At 36.4% G+C, this 19348-nt stretch carries 17 protein-coding genes, 4 tRNA genes, 4 pseudogenes and 1 riboswitch; of the genes and pseudogenes, 22 read left to right on the top strand and 3 right to left on the bottom strand.

From position 1 onward, the window contains the following. The first annotated feature begins 5 nt into the window (after positions 1 to 5). The 3 genes and pseudogenes from THEBR_RS12800 (at position 6) to THEBR_RS08475 (ending at position 1151) form a co-directional block, all read left to right on the top strand. A pseudogene (locus THEBR_RS12800) lies at positions 6 to 259 on the top strand (zinc ribbon domain-containing protein). Between the two features lie 408 nt (positions 260 to 667). Next, positions 668 to 910, top strand: a complete 243-nt coding sequence (locus THEBR_RS08480) for a hypothetical protein (RefSeq protein ID WP_003868180.1) — start codon at positions 668 to 670, stop codon at positions 908 to 910. After that, a complete protein-coding gene (locus tag THEBR_RS08475; protein WP_003868179.1) occupies positions 894 to 1151 on the top strand; it encodes a type II toxin-antitoxin system RelE family toxin in 258 nt (85 codons plus the stop codon). Before THEBR_RS08480 ends, THEBR_RS08475 begins: the two co-directional genes overlap by 17 nt. A 385-nt stretch (positions 1152 to 1536) precedes the next feature. Here the strand turns inward: THEBR_RS08475 and THEBR_RS11860 are convergent. Both THEBR_RS11860 and THEBR_RS08470 read right to left on the bottom strand, forming a co-directional pair. Next, a pseudogene (locus THEBR_RS11860) lies at positions 1537 to 1806 on the bottom strand (transposase); the annotation flags it as partial. 63 nt (positions 1807 to 1869) lie between these two features. Beyond that, positions 1870 to 2959, bottom strand: a pseudogene (locus THEBR_RS08470) (transposase family protein). 104 nt (positions 2960 to 3063) lie between these two features. On the opposite strand from THEBR_RS08470, the gene THEBR_RS08465 reads away from it, so the two are divergent. Continuing rightward, the gene (locus THEBR_RS08465) at positions 3064 to 4506 is read left to right on the top strand and encodes an ISLre2 family transposase (protein ID WP_003868174.1); all 1443 of its coding nucleotides are present in this window, start codon (positions 3064 to 3066) and stop codon (positions 4504 to 4506) included. 116 nt (positions 4507 to 4622) lie between these two features. Here the strand turns inward: THEBR_RS08465 and THEBR_RS12655 are convergent, their stop codons facing one another. Further along, a complete protein-coding gene (locus THEBR_RS12655; RefSeq protein WP_003868173.1) occupies positions 4623 to 4745 on the bottom strand; it encodes a hypothetical protein in 123 nt (40 codons plus the stop codon). A gap of 305 nt (positions 4746 to 5050) precedes the next feature. Here THEBR_RS12655 and THEBR_RS08455 point away from each other — a divergent pair. The 18 genes and pseudogenes from THEBR_RS08455 (at position 5051) to THEBR_RS08375 (ending at position 19297) form a co-directional block, all read left to right on the top strand. Then, positions 5051 to 5126 (top strand) — tRNA-Gly (locus THEBR_RS08455). Positions 5127 to 5140: 14 nt separating this feature from the next. Next, positions 5141 to 5217 (top strand) — tRNA-Arg (locus THEBR_RS08450). Between the two features lie 38 nt (positions 5218 to 5255). Next, positions 5256 to 5331, top strand: a tRNA-Lys gene (locus THEBR_RS08445). Between the two features lie 228 nt (positions 5332 to 5559). Further along, positions 5560 to 7659, top strand: coding sequence for a glutamine synthetase III family protein (locus tag THEBR_RS08440; RefSeq protein ID WP_012269546.1), 2100 nt, complete (start codon positions 5560 to 5562; stop codon positions 7657 to 7659). Between the two features lie 320 nt (positions 7660 to 7979). Next, positions 7980 to 9320 (top strand): ammonium transporter, encoded by a 1341-nt coding sequence (locus THEBR_RS08435; protein WP_012269545.1) that lies wholly within the window; start codon positions 7980 to 7982, stop codon positions 9318 to 9320. A gap of 46 nt (positions 9321 to 9366) precedes the next feature. Then, positions 9367 to 9705 carry a P-II family nitrogen regulator gene (locus THEBR_RS08430; RefSeq protein ID WP_009053036.1) on the top strand — a complete coding sequence of 113 codons (339 nt, stop codon included), beginning with the start codon at positions 9367 to 9369 and terminating at the stop codon, positions 9703 to 9705. Positions 9706 to 9813: 108 nt separating this feature from the next. Then, positions 9814 to 9960, top strand: a pseudogene (locus tag THEBR_RS12125) (transposase); the annotation flags it as partial. 19 nt (positions 9961 to 9979) lie between these two features. Further along, positions 9980 to 10690, top strand: a complete 711-nt coding sequence (locus THEBR_RS08425; protein WP_009053035.1) for a type 1 glutamine amidotransferase — start codon at positions 9980 to 9982, stop codon at positions 10688 to 10690. 363 nt (positions 10691 to 11053) lie between these two features. Beyond that, complete coding sequence (locus THEBR_RS08420; RefSeq protein ID WP_009053034.1) at positions 11054 to 12178, top strand: class II glutamine amidotransferase; 1125 nt, start codon at positions 11054 to 11056, stop codon at positions 12176 to 12178. After that, entirely contained in the window at positions 12175 to 13680 is a 1506-nt protein-coding gene (locus THEBR_RS08415; RefSeq protein ID WP_012269544.1) for a glutamate synthase-related protein, read from the top strand. The genes THEBR_RS08420 and THEBR_RS08415 overlap by 4 nt, the downstream gene beginning before the upstream one ends. Before the next feature lie 11 nt (positions 13681 to 13691). Next, complete coding sequence (locus THEBR_RS08410; RefSeq protein WP_012269543.1) at positions 13692 to 14141, top strand: 4Fe-4S dicluster domain-containing protein; 450 nt, start codon at positions 13692 to 13694, stop codon at positions 14139 to 14141. Beyond that, positions 14138 to 15406 (top strand): NAD(P)/FAD-dependent oxidoreductase, encoded by a 1269-nt coding sequence (locus tag THEBR_RS08405; RefSeq protein ID WP_012269542.1) that lies wholly within the window; start codon positions 14138 to 14140, stop codon positions 15404 to 15406. The genes THEBR_RS08410 and THEBR_RS08405 overlap by 4 nt, the downstream gene beginning before the upstream one ends. After that, positions 15403 to 16131: a GltB/FmdC/FwdC-like GXGXG domain-containing protein gene (locus tag THEBR_RS08400; protein WP_003870575.1), complete on the top strand. Its 729-nt coding sequence runs from the start codon at positions 15403 to 15405 to the stop codon at positions 16129 to 16131. The genes THEBR_RS08405 and THEBR_RS08400 overlap by 4 nt, the downstream gene beginning before the upstream one ends. 65 nt (positions 16132 to 16196) lie before the next feature. Next, positions 16197 to 16299: riboswitch (TPP riboswitch) on the top strand. Positions 16300 to 16356: 57 nt separating this feature from the next. Beyond that, complete coding sequence (gene thiD, locus THEBR_RS08395) at positions 16357 to 17151, top strand: bifunctional hydroxymethylpyrimidine kinase/phosphomethylpyrimidine kinase (RefSeq protein ID WP_012269541.1); 795 nt, start codon at positions 16357 to 16359, stop codon at positions 17149 to 17151. A 3-nt stretch (positions 17152 to 17154) separates the two neighbouring features. Next, entirely contained in the window at positions 17155 to 17790 is a 636-nt protein-coding gene (gene thiE, locus THEBR_RS08390) for a thiamine phosphate synthase (RefSeq protein ID WP_012269540.1), read from the top strand. A gap of 1 nt (position 17791) precedes the next feature. Then, positions 17792 to 18586, top strand: coding sequence for a hydroxyethylthiazole kinase (thiM, locus tag THEBR_RS08385; RefSeq protein ID WP_003870579.1), 795 nt, complete (start codon positions 17792 to 17794; stop codon positions 18584 to 18586). Continuing rightward, positions 18579 to 19070 (top strand): energy coupling factor transporter S component ThiW, encoded by a 492-nt coding sequence (gene thiW, locus THEBR_RS08380; RefSeq protein ID WP_012269539.1) that lies wholly within the window; start codon positions 18579 to 18581, stop codon positions 19068 to 19070. The genes thiM and thiW overlap by 8 nt, the downstream gene beginning before the upstream one ends. Before the next feature lie 142 nt (positions 19071 to 19212). Next, positions 19213 to 19297, top strand: a tRNA-Leu gene (locus THEBR_RS08375). The last annotated feature ends 51 nt before the right edge of the window (positions 19298 to 19348 follow it).

Here is a 19348-nt window from a genome sequence, read left to right as displayed (position 1 = left end):
AGCATATTTCAGACAGCTCATGGGCAAAATTTTTAGAATATCTATCATACAAGGCAAAGTGGTATGGTAGGACACTCATTATTGCAAATAGAACATTCCCATCATCAAAATATGCAGTAATTGTGGATACTATTATAGCGAACTTAAATTATCAGAGCGGATATGGGAATGTCTTGTTTGTGACGCTGTTCATGACAGAGACGGAAATGCAGTAGCAAACTTGCGAAACTATGGTGCTGCTTGCGTAAAAGAACAATAAGGTAGGAACTACCCGAATTCACGCTTGTGGAGATCGGGCTTCTACTGCGGAGAAAATTTTTCTTCTTTCGTAGCAAGTCTGGTCAAAGAAGCAGGAAGCCACCACCTAGGTAGGTGGTGGTAGTTCACAGAACTCTTACAAAGAAAGGCAAAAAGACAAACCCTACAGAATTAGACAGTTTAAAAATGACAAGCAGTAGGTGATAATAAAAGAACGTATAAAAATATAAAGAACATAAGCGCAGCAATTGTTTTACTTATATTAGAAGTTGCTGCGCTTTTTCTACAGAAAATACTCTAGTTAAGGTTAAGAGCTTTTCCTTCATAATAAAAAAGTAAAAAACAAAATACACAATGGTATGTTAATTTTTAATTTTTTATAGTAAAATAAAGAAAGAAGGAATATAAAATGGTGGTGAGTACGATGACCTTAAAAGAACAGGCTTATAAGATAATAGATGCAATTCCCGAAGAAAAAATGGCAAAAGTTTTAACTATACTCAAAAATCTAAAAGAAATAATAGATGAAGAATTAGATGAATTTGATATTCAACTTATAGAAGAAGCTAAACAAATTATTGCCAGTGAAAAAGAATTTATACCCTTTGAGGAGGTGCTGAGGGAGGCTGGAATTAATGAAAAAGAATTATAAAATACAATTTAGTAAAAAAGCTGCAAAATTCTTCAAAGACCAGCCACCCCAGCAGCAAAAAAGACTTGCGCAGGCAATTAGCAAATTACCTGAAGGTGATATACGACTCCTCAAAGGATATGATGACATTTATAGATTAAGAGTAGGAGACTACAGGATTATTTTTACGATCGAAGAGAATGAATTGCTAATTCGTATTTTAATTATAGGTAATCGTGGAGATGTATATAAAAAATTATAAAGATTAGCCTATAAGCAAATAAATAGGAGAGGGTATGTATGATCTGAAAGAGTACGTACCCTATTTGTCTCTTTTAAGAGCACTCTTTCAGCAATAAATATATAAAAAGGAAAGTACTATTTATGAAATTAATACTTAGTTCAGAAGTAAGAAAATTTTTACAAGACAGTATATTAAATGAAGAAGACTTGATAAATTAAGGTCAAGGCTAAATTTTTGTATAAAGTCCCTTTGGTTAGAATATAATTCTTCTTTATCACCACCGTCAATTCATTGTACTGCTCCTGCCATCCTGATGTCAAGGATACGCTACTCTCGGGCTTTCGCCCGTTCTTGGCACCAGGAGGCTTCGGCAGTTATTAAAAAGTAACGGTGGTGACAAAGGTTATTTTACTGAAATAACCTTGTCTTTCACCTGTTTTGAAATTTCTTTCTGCCACTCGAAATATTCAGTCATATCTAAGTACTTCCTCCCTGAACCCCATTTTTCATCTTGTTCCATTAACAATGCTCCTATTAGACGAATGCCAGATTCCTTACTCGGAAATATCCTTATAATCCTTTTACGACGGCGAACTTCTTGATTTAACCGCTCTAACATATTAGTAGTGCGAAGCTTTCTTCTTCGATAAGGCTCAGGGAGTTCTAGAACTGCTATTTATCCATGTAGTCCTCTTTGCTTGTACCATAAAAAGAATTCGCGGTAGTTTCTTCTGATTCACTGTCCCCTATCATAAGGTCCAATACTTCGGGACTTGGTGAAGACATATTTACCACCTAAATTTATGTTGAAGAAGGGAATAAAAAGGGCCCACTTTTTTAAGAATATCTTCAAGAAGCAAAGTAGGAAAGGAAAATACATGAGAAGAAACCAGTACTTTGGACTCCTTGAATTTTTCATAAGGAGTCCTTCCTTTCATTCCTTTTCCATTGTGAGGTCTAAAGAAATTCCACGTATCTTGCCATTTTTGAGCTTTAGCGAGGAATTCGTTTTTTGCTTTACATCTTTCAGCATGAATCATCAAGAAATATTCGTCATCTGCTCTGTGAGAGTTTTCTATTATTCCCATGAGATGTTTAGTTGCTGGAGGTATTGGAGAAAGTACAACACCGAGGGAAGAGAATATATTATTCCATTATGCAAGAGTTTTGTGGCTACCTCCACAAAATTCTTGCCCGTTGTCCAATCTGATATTTATTGCATTTCTCACATTGAGAGTTCTTAACCACAAAGCAACTAGAGTTATGAACATAAAACCCAAAGTAGAAGAAAGTTCATAAGAATAAGCCGTGAATCTAGTTATTGTTCCGACATCTATAATATTCCACTCAAAACGAGGCAAATTATATTTCTCCATATGTTGAACTATTTCAGGAGGAAGACTTTGTTTATCTAGAAGATGCTTTGTATCAAGTTGAAATTTACTAAAAGGGATTAAAGTTTCATAATCATATAAACCTCTTTCACCCTTTTTCGTTTTTCTTTTGTTTTTGGTGACGTTATTTCTTTTAAGAATAGATTTTATTGTATTTTCACTTATTCTGAGAGCATATTTTCTATACAAATAAAAAGCCAGACATCTGTATCTTGAGACCAGTTTTTTTGCTTCAAGAATAATAAGATTTTCTAGATGAGTAAGAGCTTTTCTAGGAGAATTTTTAGGTTTTCGAGATTTATCATGAAGAGGGCCATTGATAGCTCTATGGACAGTGTGTGTTGAGATACAAAGTATTTTTGCAGTTTTAGAGATATTACAATTATTTTGCTCATAAACTTTTCTAACGACTTCTCTAGCTTTTGATAGTATAAAATTTCAGTAGGTGATGAAGCAGGAAAAAAAGGTACAGATGTAGAAAAAAGACCTCACCGGGAAAAAAATCAAAAATCAAATCAAAGGAAGGTGAGGTCTGAATGTTATTAGATATTCGACACATAATGGGGATAATCCTGCTTTTTGTTCAAGGTTTAATGAAAATAATAAGTGAGAGCAAAGATTTTTATGAACTAGAGAAAGGGATACATGAACTTACACAAAAAGTATCAAGACAACTTCTTGAGTGGGCAGCAGAAGAGATTGACAGAAAGCTAATGGAGAACCGAGATAAAAGAGTGTGGGAGGTAATAGGATTTAGAGCGAAGCAGGTGATAAGCATTTTTGGGGAATTTACGTACAGGAGGAGGTTATACAGGAACAAAGAGACAGGTGAGACGAAATTTCTTTTAGACGAAGTATTGGGGATTCCGACAGGAGCCAGAATAACACCGGGGATAAGGGAGATAGCGACAAAACTAGCCACAGAAATGACCTTTAGGAGGGCAGCAAAAGTATTAAGCTACCTTTTTCCGCATATTAGCTCAATGACGATATGGAATGTAGTCCAGGAAGTAGGTGATGAGATAAAGAAGGAGAGCGAAAAAAAGAAAGAAGCTGTATTTGAATATGGACAAATACCAGAAGGGAAAGAAAAAGCATCAAAGCTTTATATAGAAGGAGACGGGGTAGTAATAAGACTGCAGAGGTCGGATAAGAAGAGAGGAGAAAAAAAGCACTTTGTAATCTATGAAGGGAAAGAAGAAGAATCACAGGGAAGATATAGACTAAAGAACAAACTAGTAGTAAGCGGCGTAGCAGAAGGAGAGAGCATGTGGGAAGAAGTATACGTGAAAGTAGGAAGTAAATGGAAATTAGACAAAATAGAGAAAGTGTATATAGGAGGGGACGGAGCGGAATGGCCAAAAGGAGGATTAGAATACTTTTCAGGAGCAGAATATAGACTGGATCCTTATCACTTGCAGAAGAACTTGTTAGAGGCCCTGTGGTATGATGAAGAGACATATGACAAGGTAAGAGAAGCAATTTATCAAGGGGACTTAGAAAAAACGCAAAGGACATTAGAAGAAGCAATAAAGAAGGCGAAAGGAGAACGCCGGAAGAAACTTGTTAAGCTATTAAAATACCTTGCGGAGAATTGGGAGGGGATAAAAGGTTCTGAAGGAACGGAAAGATTAGGAGCCATAGAAGGCCAAGTTCAGCATAACATAGCAAGACGTATGAAACGGCTTGGAGCCAGGTGGACAGAAGAAGGTGGAGACAAAATGAGTAGGATACTATCAGAAAAAGCGAATGGCAGGTTAGAAGACTATACAACAAAGTGGCATTTAAAACAAGAAGAAATAAAAAAGATAATGCAGATTTCAAAGCAGGAGGAAAAAAGAAAATACACGGAAGAAGACGTAGAAGAATGGTTAAGAGTTTCATTACCGATACTGAAAGGTCCATTTGCGAGCAAGCCATGGATAAAATACGTTTTAAAGGAATTAACACGAGCAAATGGATTAGCAGTAGGTATTTGAGAAGTAAACAATTCTAGTATATATTTTACATTAAAAAAGTGAAAAAGGAAGCGGATATTTATGATTTGCTGAAGTAATAATTTAACATAATTAGCAATATATATAAACTACTAATTTTAAACTCCTAGATTTTTAACGGTGAGGTCAGTTATAAAAATTTTTCTCCTACAAAATCTTGACACAGACCTAGCTTTTTCAGGGGATATTTTTCTAAGCTCATGATATGTTATAATATTCATAGAAGGCTGACCTCCCATCCTGGTAATTTGTTTATGGTTCTTTTGAAAGGAATGTTTCCATTTTTAATTATATCAAAAAGAAGGGAGGCAGCCTCAATTCTTTTTATAGTTCCTTCTTCATTTTCTTTCTCTGCTTTTTCAAAGTGGTAAATATCTTTATACCTATTCGAGAGATATAACAAAATAGCCTATTGACAAAAAAGATAAAAATATTTATAATTAAATAGCGAGTGTAGTGAAGGATTCAGGTTCTAGTGCCTAAAGTGGCATATGGGTTCAAGTCCCTTCTCCCGCACCATATAGATGCGGACATAGCTCAGTTGGTAGAGCATCACCTTGCCAAGGTGAGGGTCGCGAGTTCGAGTCTCGTTGTCCGCTCCATTTTAATTATGTATGCGCCCTTAGCTCAGTTGGATAGAGTGACAGGCTTCGAACCTGGAGGTCGTGGGTTCAAATCCTACAGGGCGCACCAGAGAAGAAAAAGCCAAATATATAACAACGGTTCTACGTGCGCCATTAGCTCAGTTGGTAGAGCAGCTGACTCTTAATCAGCGGGTCCGGGGTTCGAGTCCCTGATGGCGCACCAGACAAATAAAAAAGTACTTGAAATCAAAATAAAAATATGCTATTATAAAATCAACATGAGAATTATTAATTATATATGAATGAAAATTTAATAGTTTGTGAATGAAACAAAGGCGTTTCATCTTGTATTGTAGAGATGACGCCTTTGTTTTATTTTTAATATTTTTACTTTTATACTTTACCTAATCATTGTTTTATTACATTAATATAAAACAGGAAGGAGATTTATATGGCACAGAGTACTTTAAGCGACATTTTTGGTTCAAATGTTTTTAACGATTCAGTCATGAGAGAACGCCTTCCCAAGGCGACTTACAAAGCTTTAAGAAAAACAATCGATGAGGGAATTCCATTAGAACCAGCAGTTGCTGAAGTTGTAGCAAATGCAATGAAAGATTGGGCAATTGAGAAAGGAGCAACTCATTTTACGCATTGGTTCCAGCCATTGACTGGAATTACTGCTGAAAAGCGGGATTCTTTCATTTCTCCTACTCAAGATGGTAGGGTAATAACTGAATTTTCAGGAAAAGAATTAATTAAAGGCGAACCTGATGCTTCTTCATTTCCATCAGGTGGTTTAAGGGCTACCTTTGAAGCAAGAGGATATACAGCATGGGATTGTACATCGCCCGCTTTTATAAAAGATGATACGCTATATATCCCCACCGTTTTCTGCTCATATACAGGCGAAGCGCTAGATTTAAAAATACCTTTACTGCGTTCTATGGAAGCTTTATCAAAACAAGCTCTTCGAGTATTAAGATTATTTGGTAATACTACAGCAAAAAAGGTTATTACAACCGTAGGACCTGAACAGGAATATTTCTTAATTGACAAAAAGATGTATGATAAGCGTAAAGATCTTATACTTACAGGAAGAACTCTATTTGGTGCTAAATCACCAAAAGGTCAAGAAATGGAAGATCATTATTTTGCTTCTATCAAAGAAAGAATATCAGCATTTATGAAAGATTTAGATGAAGAATTGTGGAAATTAGGAATTCCTGCTAAAACTAAGCATAATGAAGTTGCTCCTGCTCAGCATGAACTCGCTACAGTATACAATACAGCTAATATTGCATCAGATCATAATCAATTAACAATGGAGCTAATGAAAAAAATTGCTTTAAGACATGGACTTGTATGCCTTTTGCACGAAAAACCTTTTGCAGGAGTCAATGGTTCCGGTAAACACATTAACTGGTCAATGAGCACTGACGATGGTCAAAATCTCTTAGATCCGGGACATACACCCCACGAAAATGCACAATTTTTAGTATTCCTATGTGCCGTAATTAAAGCTATCGATGAATACGCTGACTTGGTCAGAGTAGCCGCTGCAACACCAGGAAATGACCATCGTCTCGGCGCTAATGAAGCACCGCCCGCAATTGTATCAGTCTTCCTTGGTGAACAGCTTACGGATATTCTTGAACAAATCGAAAATGGTGGTGCAACAACTTCAAAACAAGGAGGAGTACTAAAAGTAGGTGTATCAACTCTTCCTGCACTACCAAAGGATTCTACAGATAGAAACAGAACATCTCCATTCGCATTTACAGGAAATAAATTTGAATTTAGAATGGTTGGTTCTTCTTCATCAATTGCAACTGCTAATTTTATATTAAACACCATTGTTGCTGAAAGTCTATCTCAGATTGCGGATAGGTTGGAAAAGGCCACAAATTTTGATGAAGAAGTGCAACTGTTGCTTAAGGAAATTGTAAAGAAGCACAAAAGAATTATATTTAATGGGAATGGTTATTCAGAAGAATGGGTAAAAGAGGCAGAAAAAAGAGGACTTCCAAATATTCGATCAACAGTTGAAGCTATTCCTGCTTTAATTAAAGAGAAGAATATCAAAGTCATGGAAAAACACGGTGTTTTAAGCAAAGTTGAACTTGAATCACGATATGAGATTTCTCTTGAAAATTATATAAAAACAATTAATATTGAAGCTTTAACAATGTTAGACATAGCAAAACGACAAATACTCCCAGCTGTAATAACTTTTGCTACAAAAATTGCAGAATCAATAAATTCTGTAAAAGCAACAGGTCTAAATGCTGATATAAGTGCACAAACTGAATTATTAGAAGAAGTTTCTACACTAATGAGTGAATTTAAGAAAAACATCTCTGAACTTGAAAATGCAGTTAATGAAGCTTCAAATATGAATGGTGATTCTTATAGCAAGGCTTGCTATTACAGAGATGTAGTATTTGCAAAAATGGGCATTTTAAGAGAAATCGGCGATAAACTCGAAACCATTGTAGATGCAGAATTGTGGCCATTACCGACATATGCCGACATGTTATTTAACATTTAACTTTTTATAGTGATTATTAGTATTTTAAAGTACAAATGACAAATCGAAAAAAAGCAATTGTAATTTAAAGTAAACAAGTAAATAGAAAAAAAGGCAAAGGCGCCTTTAGAAAAAGGTTGTCTTTGCCTTTTTTAATCATTAACCCTTAAATTTCTGTCAAACTATAACAAATATTATCCCCTAAAAAACCTTTTTAAAACATGTAGATCGTTTTATCACATCAAATCAATTCAAATTTGAAAAGAGGGGTGCAAGTAGGTGTACTTAATGATTTATAAGTCTTCTTAAAACTTAATTCAATTATGAGGAGGTTTTTAAAAATGAATAAGGTAAAGAAAGTATTTTTAAGCTTTATGATTCTCATTTTTGTAATAACAGGTGGAATCTGTACTGCAAAAGCAGCAGACCAAATTACACCAGAAAAAGTTGCAACAGCTATTGACAATGTTTGGGTACTTGTAACAGCTTTCCTGGTATTCTTCATGCAAGCAGGTTTTGCAATGGTTGAAGCTGGCTTTACAAGAGCAAAGAATGCAAGCAACATTGTTATGAAAAACCTAATGGACTTTGCAATTGGTTCAGTTATGTTCTGGTTGATAGGATTTGCAATAATGTTCGGAAAAGATGCAGGTGGCTTTATTGGTACATCAGGGTTTTTCTTCAGTGATTCATTTGAACATTTAGAGCTTTCAATTCCTTTGATGTCCTTTTTAATTTTCCAGACAGTATTTGCAGCAACAGCCGCAACAATTGTATCTGGTGCTATGGCTGAAAGAACAAAATTTATAGCATACTGTATTTACAGTGCTGTAATTTCACTCATTATCTATCCAGTTGTAGGACACTGGGCATGGGGAGGAGGATGGTTGAGCAAATTAGGATTTATCGACTTTGCAGGCTCTACTGTTGTTCACTCTGTTGGTGGTTGGGCGGCGCTGATTGGTGCAGCAATGCTTGGGCCAAGAATAGGAAAATATACCAAAGACGGTAAGGTCAACGCGATTCCAGGACATAGCATAACCTTGGCAGCGCTGGGTACATTTATATTGTGGTTTGGTTGGTTTGGATTCAACCCAGGCTCAACACTATCAGGTATGAATGGCAAAATCGGCGATATTGCTGTCAATACCAACTTGGCAGCTGCGATGGGTGCAAACTTAGCAATGATATACACATGGCTAAAGTACAAAAAGCCTGATGTTAGCATGACACTAAACGGAGCTTTGGCTGGGCTTGTTGCAATTACAGCAGGGTGTGCGTCGGTGAGCACATGGGGTGCTGCAATAATAGGGGGACTGGCAGGAATTTTAGTAGTTGTTTCTGTTGAGTTTATTGATAAAAAGCTCAAGATAGACGATCCTGTTGGTGCAATCTCTGTACATGGTGTTTGCGGTGCGTTTGGGACATTGATGGTTGGGCTTTTTGCAACAGAAGGAGGACTGTTCTATGGTGGTGGGATAAAGCAATTTTTAGTCCAACTTGCCGGGGTTGCTTCAACATTTGTATGGACTACTGTGACAGCGTTTATTCTCTTTGCGATAATCAAACTCACAGTCGGTTTGCGAGTTTCCGAAGAGGAAGAGGTAGAAGGTCTGGATGTTACAGAACATGGTGCGACAGCTTATGGTGACTTTGTAACGAAGTCTGAGGTAGTAAACTAAGTTTGGTGGTTTTGTGATAAATTTTATTTGAAAAGGGTGAAGGTCAATGAAAAAGATTGAGTGTATTATCAGACCTGAAAAGCTTGAAGAGGTAAAGGATACTTTAAATCAACTTGGGATAAAGGGCATGACAGTCTCACAAGTAATGGGCTGCGGTCTTCAAAAGGGGAAGACAGAATATTACAGGGGTGTTGCGATTAATATCAACCTTTTACCTAAGATAAAGCTTGAGCTGATTGTGAAGGATTCTGAGGTTGATAGGATTGTGGATACAATCATCAAAGTTGCCCGCTCAGGTAAAATAGGCGATGGTAAGATATTTATATACAATGTTGAAGATGCCGTCAGAATCAGAACTGGCGAAAAAGGTGAAAGCGCAATTTAAAGTTTGGGGGAGCCATACTTACAATTTGGCAATAGCAGGCATCCAAAACACCCCCAAATGAAAGATAGTCTGTCTTGCCTCTTGCACCCTTCTAAAAATGTCTAAAAGAAACAGGCTCTTTTATTGGCATTAATGAAGATGGTGGTTAACGAAGTATCTACACGAAAAGCTGAAGAAATCACTTATGAACTCTGTGATACTGAATTTTCAAAATCTACAATTTCTGAGCTTTGTAAAAATCTTGATCCTATTGTTTAGCAAAGGAGATGAGATAATGCAAGTTTTAATTATCCAACATGTAAGTCAGGAAGGACCAGGTCTTATAGCTGAAATTTTTTCGAAGAAAGGATGGAAGTTAGATATTCGCGTAATGAATCAACCTGGAGCTATTTTACCTAAAACGGTGGCTGACTATAATGCTGTGATAATATTGGGAGGTCCAATGGGAGCATACGAAGAAGAAAAGTACCCATATCTTTATCAAGTACAAGAACTTATACGCGATGCGATAGAAAGACGAATACCAGTATTAGGAATATGTTTGGGAGGGCAGCTTATTGCCAGGGCGTTGGGAGCAACAGTTAAACCTAACCCGGTAAAAGAAGTTGGGTGGTATAAAATACATTTGACAGAAGCAGGGGAAAAGGCCTTTCTTTTCCGGGATTTGCCAGAAGAGTTTTGGGCTTTTCAATGGCATGGAGATACTTTTGAACTGCCTGAAGGGGCTGTTCTCCTTGCAGAAGGTGATACTTGTACTAACCAGGCTTTTGCTTATCAGGATTGTGCCTGGGCTTTACAATTTCACCCAGAAGTTACACCTATAATCGTTAGTTATTGGACTGAGATTTATCAAGAAGAACTTATAGAGTTTGCTGGACCAGGAGCAGTGGCTCAACTTAAAGAGGAGACAAAAAGGCTGTGGGAAAAGAATCAGGAAGTTTTTTCCCGTTTTTGGGCGAATTTTTGCCGACTTTTGGATGTTTAGGGAGAAGAACGAGAACAATAGAAAGAGCATTGCAGATATAAAAAAGCACCCCCACTTTTTATGCGTAGAAAGTGGGGGTGTTGTCATTCTACATATAAGTTACCTATGATGTTAAAGTATCTAACTGTTTTTTTTGCCCACTACATTTAATTGAAGAATTAACCTAAAAATAATTTATGAATTTTTCATATTAACGTATTGCAAAATTAATAAAATATATTATAATTAAACATAACACTTGTAATTTAGGATTGATAAGCATTTTACCACAATTTGAGGACAATTTTAAACAGTAAACATTTTCGCTTGATGCAACTTTCAAAAAAAATATTGCATATAAAAATTTTTTAAGGGGGTTATAAAATGTTGAAGGAAGGTTATGTAAGAATACCTTCGGGATGTGCTATAAGTGGCATAATTGATCGCACTGGTCGTCTATTTTCGGGGCAATCTATAACAGATTCCATCGCGACAATGCATGATAGATCAAATGGTCTTGGAGGTGGTTTTGCTGCATATGGCATTTATCCTGATTTTAAAGATTATTTTGCATTTCATGTGTTTTATGATGATTTGATAGCTAAACAGGAAACAGAGAATATTTTAAAAGCAAATTATATAGTGGCTTTAGAAGAAAAAATACCAACACGAAAAACAGCGCATATTAAAAATGCACCATTAATTTACAGATATTTTGCCATACCAAAGCCAGAGAAATTGAAATTGTCAGAACTGGATGAAAATGAATTTACAATTAAATTTGTATTTAATATAAACAGTAACATACCAGGCGCATATGTTTTTTCTAGCGGGAAAAATATGGGAGTATTTAAAGCGGTAGGTTACCCAGAAGATGTTGCAAATTTTTATAAATTGGAATCTTATAAAGGATATATGTGGTTGGCCCATGGGAGATTTCCAACGAATACGCCAGGATGGTGGGGTGGTGCACATCCTTTTAATCTATTAAATATCTCTGTTGTTCACAATGGCGAGCTTTCTTCGTACGATACTAATCGTAAATATTTAGAAGAATTTGGATATATTTGCACCTTGCAAACTGATACAGAAGTTGCGGCATACATTTTCGATCTTCTATTAAGAAGACATGGTTTACCAATAGAACTTGCATGCAAAGTAGTTGCATCGCCTTTGTGGAAGCAGGTTGAAAGGATGTCACCAAAAGAAAAAATTTTATACACTAACCTGAAAATAATTTATGGGAGAGCACTCCTAAATGGTCCATTTTCAATGATAATAGCATATGAAGATGGCTTTGTGGCAATAAACGATAGGATTAAACTAAGGCCACTTACTGCTGCAAAAAAAGGCGATATGATATATGTAGCCAGCGAAGAGTCAGCAATAAGGCAAGTATGCAAAAATCCTGAAAGCGTATGGATTCCTAGAGGTGGAGAACCTGTTATAGCTGAGCTCATACGTGACAACGAAAAAGAAATGTATTCTACAAAGGAGGTTACTGCATGAGTTTAAGCTACCTTACTCCAGAATTTAAAGTACTCAGAGATTACGATAAATGCATTAACTGTAAGGTTTGTATGAGACAGTGTTCATTTGAAGTTCACAGTTATGATGAACATCTAGATAAAATGATTTCAAATGATATGAATTGCGTAAATTGTCAAAGATGTGTCGTATTGTGTCCAACACAAGCTCTTACAGTTATTAAACATCCTCAAACATTTAAAGAACATGCCAATTGGACTTACGATGCTATAAGAGATATATACAGACAGGCAGAAACAGGTGGAGTTCTTCTGTCATCCATGGGAAATGATAGGCCTTATCCTGTATATTGGGATAAAATGGTTATAAATGCAAGCCAAGTTACAAACCCCTCTATAGACCCACTAAGAGAACCTATGGAATTAAGGGTATATATAGGTAGGAAGCCTGACAAGATAGAAATAGACGAAAACCTTAATGTTAAAACAAAAATGCCTCCACAACTCAAACTTGAGACACCAATAATGTTTTCAGCAATGTCTTATGGTTCAATAAGTTATAATGCTCACGCAGCTTTGGCAAGAGCTGCTGAAGAGCTTGGGATACTATATAATACTGGTGAAGGGGGACTTCATAAGGACTTTCGCAAATATGGCAAAAATACAATTGTACAGGTCGCATCAGGTCGTTTTGGTGTTGATAGAGAATACCTCAATACTGCAGCGGCTATTGAAATAAAAATTGGTCAAGGTGCAAAGCCTGGGATAGGTGGTCATTTACCCGGTGAAAAGGTTAGTGAGGATATCTCGGCAACAAGGATGATACCACCTGGAAGTGATGCTATATCTCCTGCACCACATCATGATATTTATTCAATTGAAGACCTTGCGCAATTAATATATTCATTGAAGGAAGCTACCGATTATCAAAAACCTGTTGGTGTTAAAATTGCAGCAGTCAATAATGTGGCGGCAATAGCTTCGGGAATAGCAAGAGCTGGAGCAGATTATATAGCAATAGACGGATTTAGAGGCGGTACAGGGGCTGCTCCAAAGAGAATAAGGGATAACGTAGGAATTCCAATTGAATTTGCAATAGCTGCTGTAGATGCAAGACTCCGTTCTGAAGGTATAAGACATACAATATCTTTAGTGGCAGCGGGTAGTATTAGAAACAGTGCAGACATAGTCAAAGCAATAGCTCTTGGTGCAGATGCTGTTTACATTGCAACAGCTGCTTTGATTGCTTTGGGATGTCATATGTGCCAAAAATGCCATACTGGTAAATGCAATTGGGGAATTGCTACTCAAGATCCTAACCTTGTTAAAAGATTAAACCCAGAAATCGGATATAAACGTCTTGTTAACCTTGTTCAAGCATGGAGTCATGAAATAAAAGAGATGCTTGGTGGAATGGGTATAAATGATATTGAAAGTCTGAAAGGCAATAGGTTAATGCTTCGTGGCATAGGGATGACACAAAAGGAACTTGATATACTTGGCATTCTTGCTGCCGGCGAATAGGAGGTATATTTGTGAAAAAGGTTTATGTGAAAGAAGAAGTGTGTGTTGGATGTAGATTATGTGAAGTATACTGTATTACATCTCATTCAAAGTATAAAGATGTTTTAAAAGCATTTAAGTTGCAAACCCAGAGGCCGACACCACGAATTGTCATAGAAGAAAATAAACCCGTATCTTTTTCACTCCAGTGTCGGCATTGCAATGACGCTCCATGTGTTAAATCATGTATTACAGGAGCGATGCAAAAGGATCCGTCAACTGGTGTTGTAATTTGTGATACAGATAAATGTGTTGGATGCTGGACTTGCGTGCTTGTGTGTGAGTTTGGTGCAATTATAAGAGATGTAAATAATAAGGTTGCATCAAAATGTGACTTATGTGCTGAAGCGGGAGAGCCGGCTTGTGTCAAGAATTGTCCTAATGAGGCACTTGTCTATAGTGAAGGAGGCATTTCTGCATGAGAATAGTAATAATTGGTAATTCTGTTGCGATGGTAGGTGCAGTAGAGGCAATAAGAAAATATGATACAAGTTCTGAAATAGTTGTTATTTCGGATGAAACATATCACGTGTATTCAAGGCCCCTTATATCTTATTATCTTGGGAATTTAGTGTCTGAGAACAAAATGATATATAGAGAGAAAGATTTTTATCGCAAAAATAAAGTAGAAACTATATTTGGTATTAAAGTTGTTTCTATTGATGAAAGAAAAAAAGAAGTGTATCTTGAAAACGGGGATAGCATAAGTTTTGACAAACTTCTCATTGCAACGGGCGGGAAACCTATAATACCTCCAGTAGAAGGATTAAACAAAAAAAATGTTCATACTTTTATTAAAATGGACGATGCTAAAAAATTAAAGGAAGCTGCCAAGCCGGGTTCAAAAGCTGTAATTGTAGGTGGTGGTCTCATCGGTTTCAAAGCAGCAGAAGGTCTTCACCATTTAGGGGTAGATGTAACAATAGTTGAACTTGCCGATAGAATTTTAAGTACAATTCTTGATACAGAAGGAGCATCTTTGGTATCTCAAAGTCTTCAGAATGACGGCATAAAAATAATTACGGGAACAACAGTGGATAAAATCATAGGAGATGAATATGTTAAAGGGGTTTTGCTCAAAAATGGGCAGGAATTAGAAGCCGACAATCTTATTATCGCGATAGGCGTTGTGCCAAACGTTGATGTTGTAAAAAACACATCAATTTCTATAAACCGTGGTATTTTAGTAGATAATACTATGAAAACAAGCGTTGAAGATGTGTATGCAGCAGGAGATGTAGCCGAAGGGTATGATATGCTTGTTGAGTCAAATAGGGTTGTGCCAATATGGCCAAATGCATACATGCAAGGGGAAATTGCAGGGTACAACATGATTGGTATAAATAAAAGTTTTAAAGGGATTTTTCCTATGAACTCAATAGGTTATAAAAATACAAATATGATAACAGCTGGTATAACAAATCCACAGCAGGAGGAATTTGAGATTATCTCTAAAATTGATCATAACAGAAGGTCTTATAAAAAATTTGTGGTAAAAGAAAATAGATTAGTAGGATTTATATTAATTAATGATATTGATAGGGCTGGATTATTTACTGGATTTATAAAAAATGAAACGGATATAACTCCATTTAAGAAATATCTTTTAAATGATGATTTTGGATTTATATATTTGCCAAAAGAATTAAGAAAGGCAAAAATGCTTGACCTGGAGGTGGTACGATGAAAACCATAAATGCGTCAGGAATTTATTACAGAGACCTTAATGAAATAATTAAAGAGTTAGTTCGTTCAGGTGAAGATATAATTAATTTGAAAAATGTCAATGGTCAGCGATATATAGGAGATAATTTATCTGGGACTACAAAAATAAATATCGAAGGTACACCTGGGAATGACATGGCGGCTTTTATGGACGGCCTTACAATAGAAGTTTTTGGCAATGGACAGGATGCAATAGGAAATACAATGAACGATGGGAATATTATTATACATGGACATGCAGGTGATGTCGTTGGTTACGGAATGAGGGGTGGATCTATCTATATAAAAGATAGTGTTGGTTATAGAGTTGGCATACACATGAAAGAATACAAGGATAAAGTTCCCGTAATAGTTATTGGAGGAAGTGCAGGAGATTTCTTTGGTGAATATATGGCAGGTGGATGTATGATTGTGCTAAACTTGAAAAATGATGAAAATATAGTTGGAGAATATTGTGGTACAGGTATGCATGGAGGAGTTATATATTTGAGAGGAGATGTAGAAGACTATAAACTTGGAAAAGAAGTTATTAAAGAAAAGATAGATGACAAAGATTACGCGTTTATCCAAAAGTATGTTGAAAATTTTTGTCAATATTTTGATTATGATTTTCAAAAGATTATGAATCATTCTTTTGTCAAATTGCATCCGATAGGCAAAAGACCCTATGGAAATATGTATGCATAAAATTATTTTAATTCTTTTGCGTTTATGGTATAATTAACTTAAACAATTTAGGCAAAACTAAATATGACAAGTGCTAGGGGAGCCAAAAAGTGGCTGAGAGGGGATTCGTTCCCGACCCTTTGAACCTGTCAGGGTAATGCCTGCGTAGGGAAGCATGCTTTTTAAAACATTTGTAAAAATGCTCACCTCACAGGTGGGCTTATTTTATTATTTGGAGGTGTTTTTATGAAATTAGCCCTTACTATTGCCGGTTCTGATTCTGGGGGAGGAGCAGGTATACAGGCAGATTTAAAGACTTTTTCAGCCCATGGAGTATACGGCATGAGTGTCATTACTTCAATAACAGCGCAAAATACCATGGGGGTTTTGGGAATTGAGGATATAAGCCCCGATATGGTGTATTTGCAGATGAAGGCAATTTTTGAGGATTTATATCCAGATGCAGTGAAGATAGGTATGGTATCTAATGAAAGCATAATTAAAATGATTGCAAAAGGGTTAAAAGATTACAATGTAAAAAATATTGTGTTGGACCCTGTCATGATTTCAAAAAGTGGAAGCTATTTATTAAAGCCGGAAGCAGTGGAGGCTTTGAAAAAGGAATTGATTCCTTTAAGCCTTGTAGTTACTCCAAATCTTATGGAAGCGGGAGAATTAATTGGAAAAGAAATTAAAAATGTATCGGATATGAAGGAAGCGGCTAAAAAAATTTTAGATTATGGAGCAAAGACAGTAATTGTAAAAGGTGGACATCTTACAGGAGATGCTTTAGATGTATTTTACGATGGAAAAGAGTTTTATGAAATTACATCAGAGAGGATTGATACTAAAAACACGCATGGTACAGGCTGCACATTTTCCTCAGCTATAGCTGCCAATATTGCTTTAGGCCATGATTTAGTTGAGTCGATAAAAAGAGCGAAAGCATACATTACAGGGGCTATAAAACATTCGTTGGCCATAGGGCATGGAGTAGGTCCTACTAACCATTTTTGGAATATAGAAATAAGGAAGGTGTGAGATATGGACTTAACCCTTTATGCTATAACGGATAGGTCTTACATAAAGAATATGGATATTGCTGAAGCAGTAGAACTAGCGATAAAAGGCGGTGCAACAGTAATTCAACTGAGAGAAAAAGATATATCAAGTAGGGAATTTTATGAAATTGCTCTCAAAGTTAAAGAAGTGACAAAAAGAAATAGAATCCCTCTCATTATTAACGACAGAGTGGATATAGCTTTGGCAGTAGATGCAGATGGAGTTCACGTTGGACAGGAGGATTTGCCGGCAGATATTGTAAGAAAAATAATAGGTCGTGATAAAATAGTAGGGGTATCAGCGAGAACAGTGGAAGAAGCTTTAAAGGCACAAAGGGATGGAGCGGATTATTTAGGGGTAGGTGCGGTGTTTAAGACTCCAACAAAGCCGGAGGCAGAAGCCATTGGAATAGAAGGGTTAAAAAAAATAAAAGAGGCTGTTACTATTCCAGTCGTTGCAATAGGAGGTATAACGAAGGATAATGCTTATGAAGTCATGTTAAAGTCAGGAGCAGATGGGATATCCTCAGTTTCAGCTGTATTTTATGGGGATATAGAAAACAATACAAGAAAACTCTTGGAGGTTATAAAAAAAGCGATAAATGATAGGAGGATTTGAAATGAAAAAAGAATTGTTGAAAATTTTAAGAGAGAAAAAACCTTTAGTTCACCATATTACAAATATAGTTACTGTCAATGATTGTGCTAATATAACACTGGCTATAGGAGCATTGCCAGTCATGGCACATGCCTTGGAAGAAGTAGAAGAAATGGTAAGTGCAGCAGATGCTTTAGTTTTAAATATAGGCACTCTTACAAATGAACAAGTAGAAGCGATGATAAAGGCAGGAAAGGCTGCAAATAGACTTAAAGTACCAGTTATATTAGACCCTGTTGGAGCGGGAGCTACGAAGCTTAGGACACAAAGCTCAAAAAAGATATTAGAAGAGGTAAAAATTTCTGTGATAAAAGGGAATAGTGCTGAGATTTCAATACTTGCAGGCAAAGGTGGGAAGATACGCGGTGTAGAATCTCAAAGCGGAGCAGATGATATTTCTGAAGCTGCAAAAGATTTAGCAAACGCGTACAACGTTGTAGTAGCAGTGTCAGGTGTTACTGACATAATTACTGATGGAAAAAGAATTGCGTATGTAAAAAATGGGCATCCTATGATGGGCACTGTTACTGGCACAGGTTGTATGCTTACCTCTGTAGTAGCGAGCTTCTGCGGAGTATGTGAAGATTATTTTGCAGCTACAGTAGAAGCTTTTGTAGCTTTTGGAATAGCAGGTGAAAGAGCCGCTCAAAGCAGCAATGTCAAAGGGCCCGGCAGTTTTAAAGTGACATTTTTTGATGAGATATATAATCTCACGCCGGAGATAATAGAAAAAGATAAGAAGGTGGAGTATGAATAAAATACATCGTATGGTTTTTATGGCACTTATTATTGCTATAGGCACCTTTGCTTCTCAATATGTATGGTTTAGTGTAGGTGCTGCCAAAGTTACACCTGTTCAACATGCTATTAATGTTATTTCAGCAGTTTTTTTGGGCCCTTGGGGAGCGTTAGAAGTAGCTTTTATTATAGGACTTTTGAGGAACATCCTTGGTGTTGGATCGCTTTTGGCATTTCCAGGAGGAATGGTTGGTGCGTTCATTGCTGGATATCTTTATAGATTTACACGTAAATTTTATTTTGCCTCTATAGGAGAAGTTATAGGTACAGGCATTATAGGGGCTTTGCTTTCTTATCCTATAGCTAAGTATATACTTGGAAGTTCCGGTGCGGCTTTTATGTTTGTCATTCCATTTTCGCTTTCCAGTACAATAGGCTCGGTTATAGGATATGTAGTGGTATTGGTTTTAGGAAAATATAAGAAGTTGGATTATAGCAATTAAATATACTAATACAAAAACTGTATTATTAAAAAACATCCATTTGCAATAGCACTCTTGACATGGCAATAAATCTCTGATAAAATTACTTTGCACAGATTCTTACTCTATGGTTCGAGTTCCTAATGGTGCACCATATTAATATGCGGGCATGGCGGAATTGGCAGACGCGCCAGACTTAGGATCTGGTGTCTTTCGACGTGGGGGTTCAAGTCCCTTTGCCCGCACCAATAAAAATTTTAAGGAAGAAAAATATATATTTGACAGAAAAATAATGCAGT

It is taken from the genome of Thermoanaerobacter brockii subsp. finnii Ako-1 (assembly GCF_000175295.2).
GTDB classification, from domain to species: domain Bacteria; phylum Bacillota; class Thermoanaerobacteria; order Thermoanaerobacterales; family Thermoanaerobacteraceae; genus Thermoanaerobacter; species Thermoanaerobacter pseudethanolicus.
Note: the sequence above shows the minus strand (reverse complement) of the source record. Positions and strands in the feature narration are given on the sequence as shown.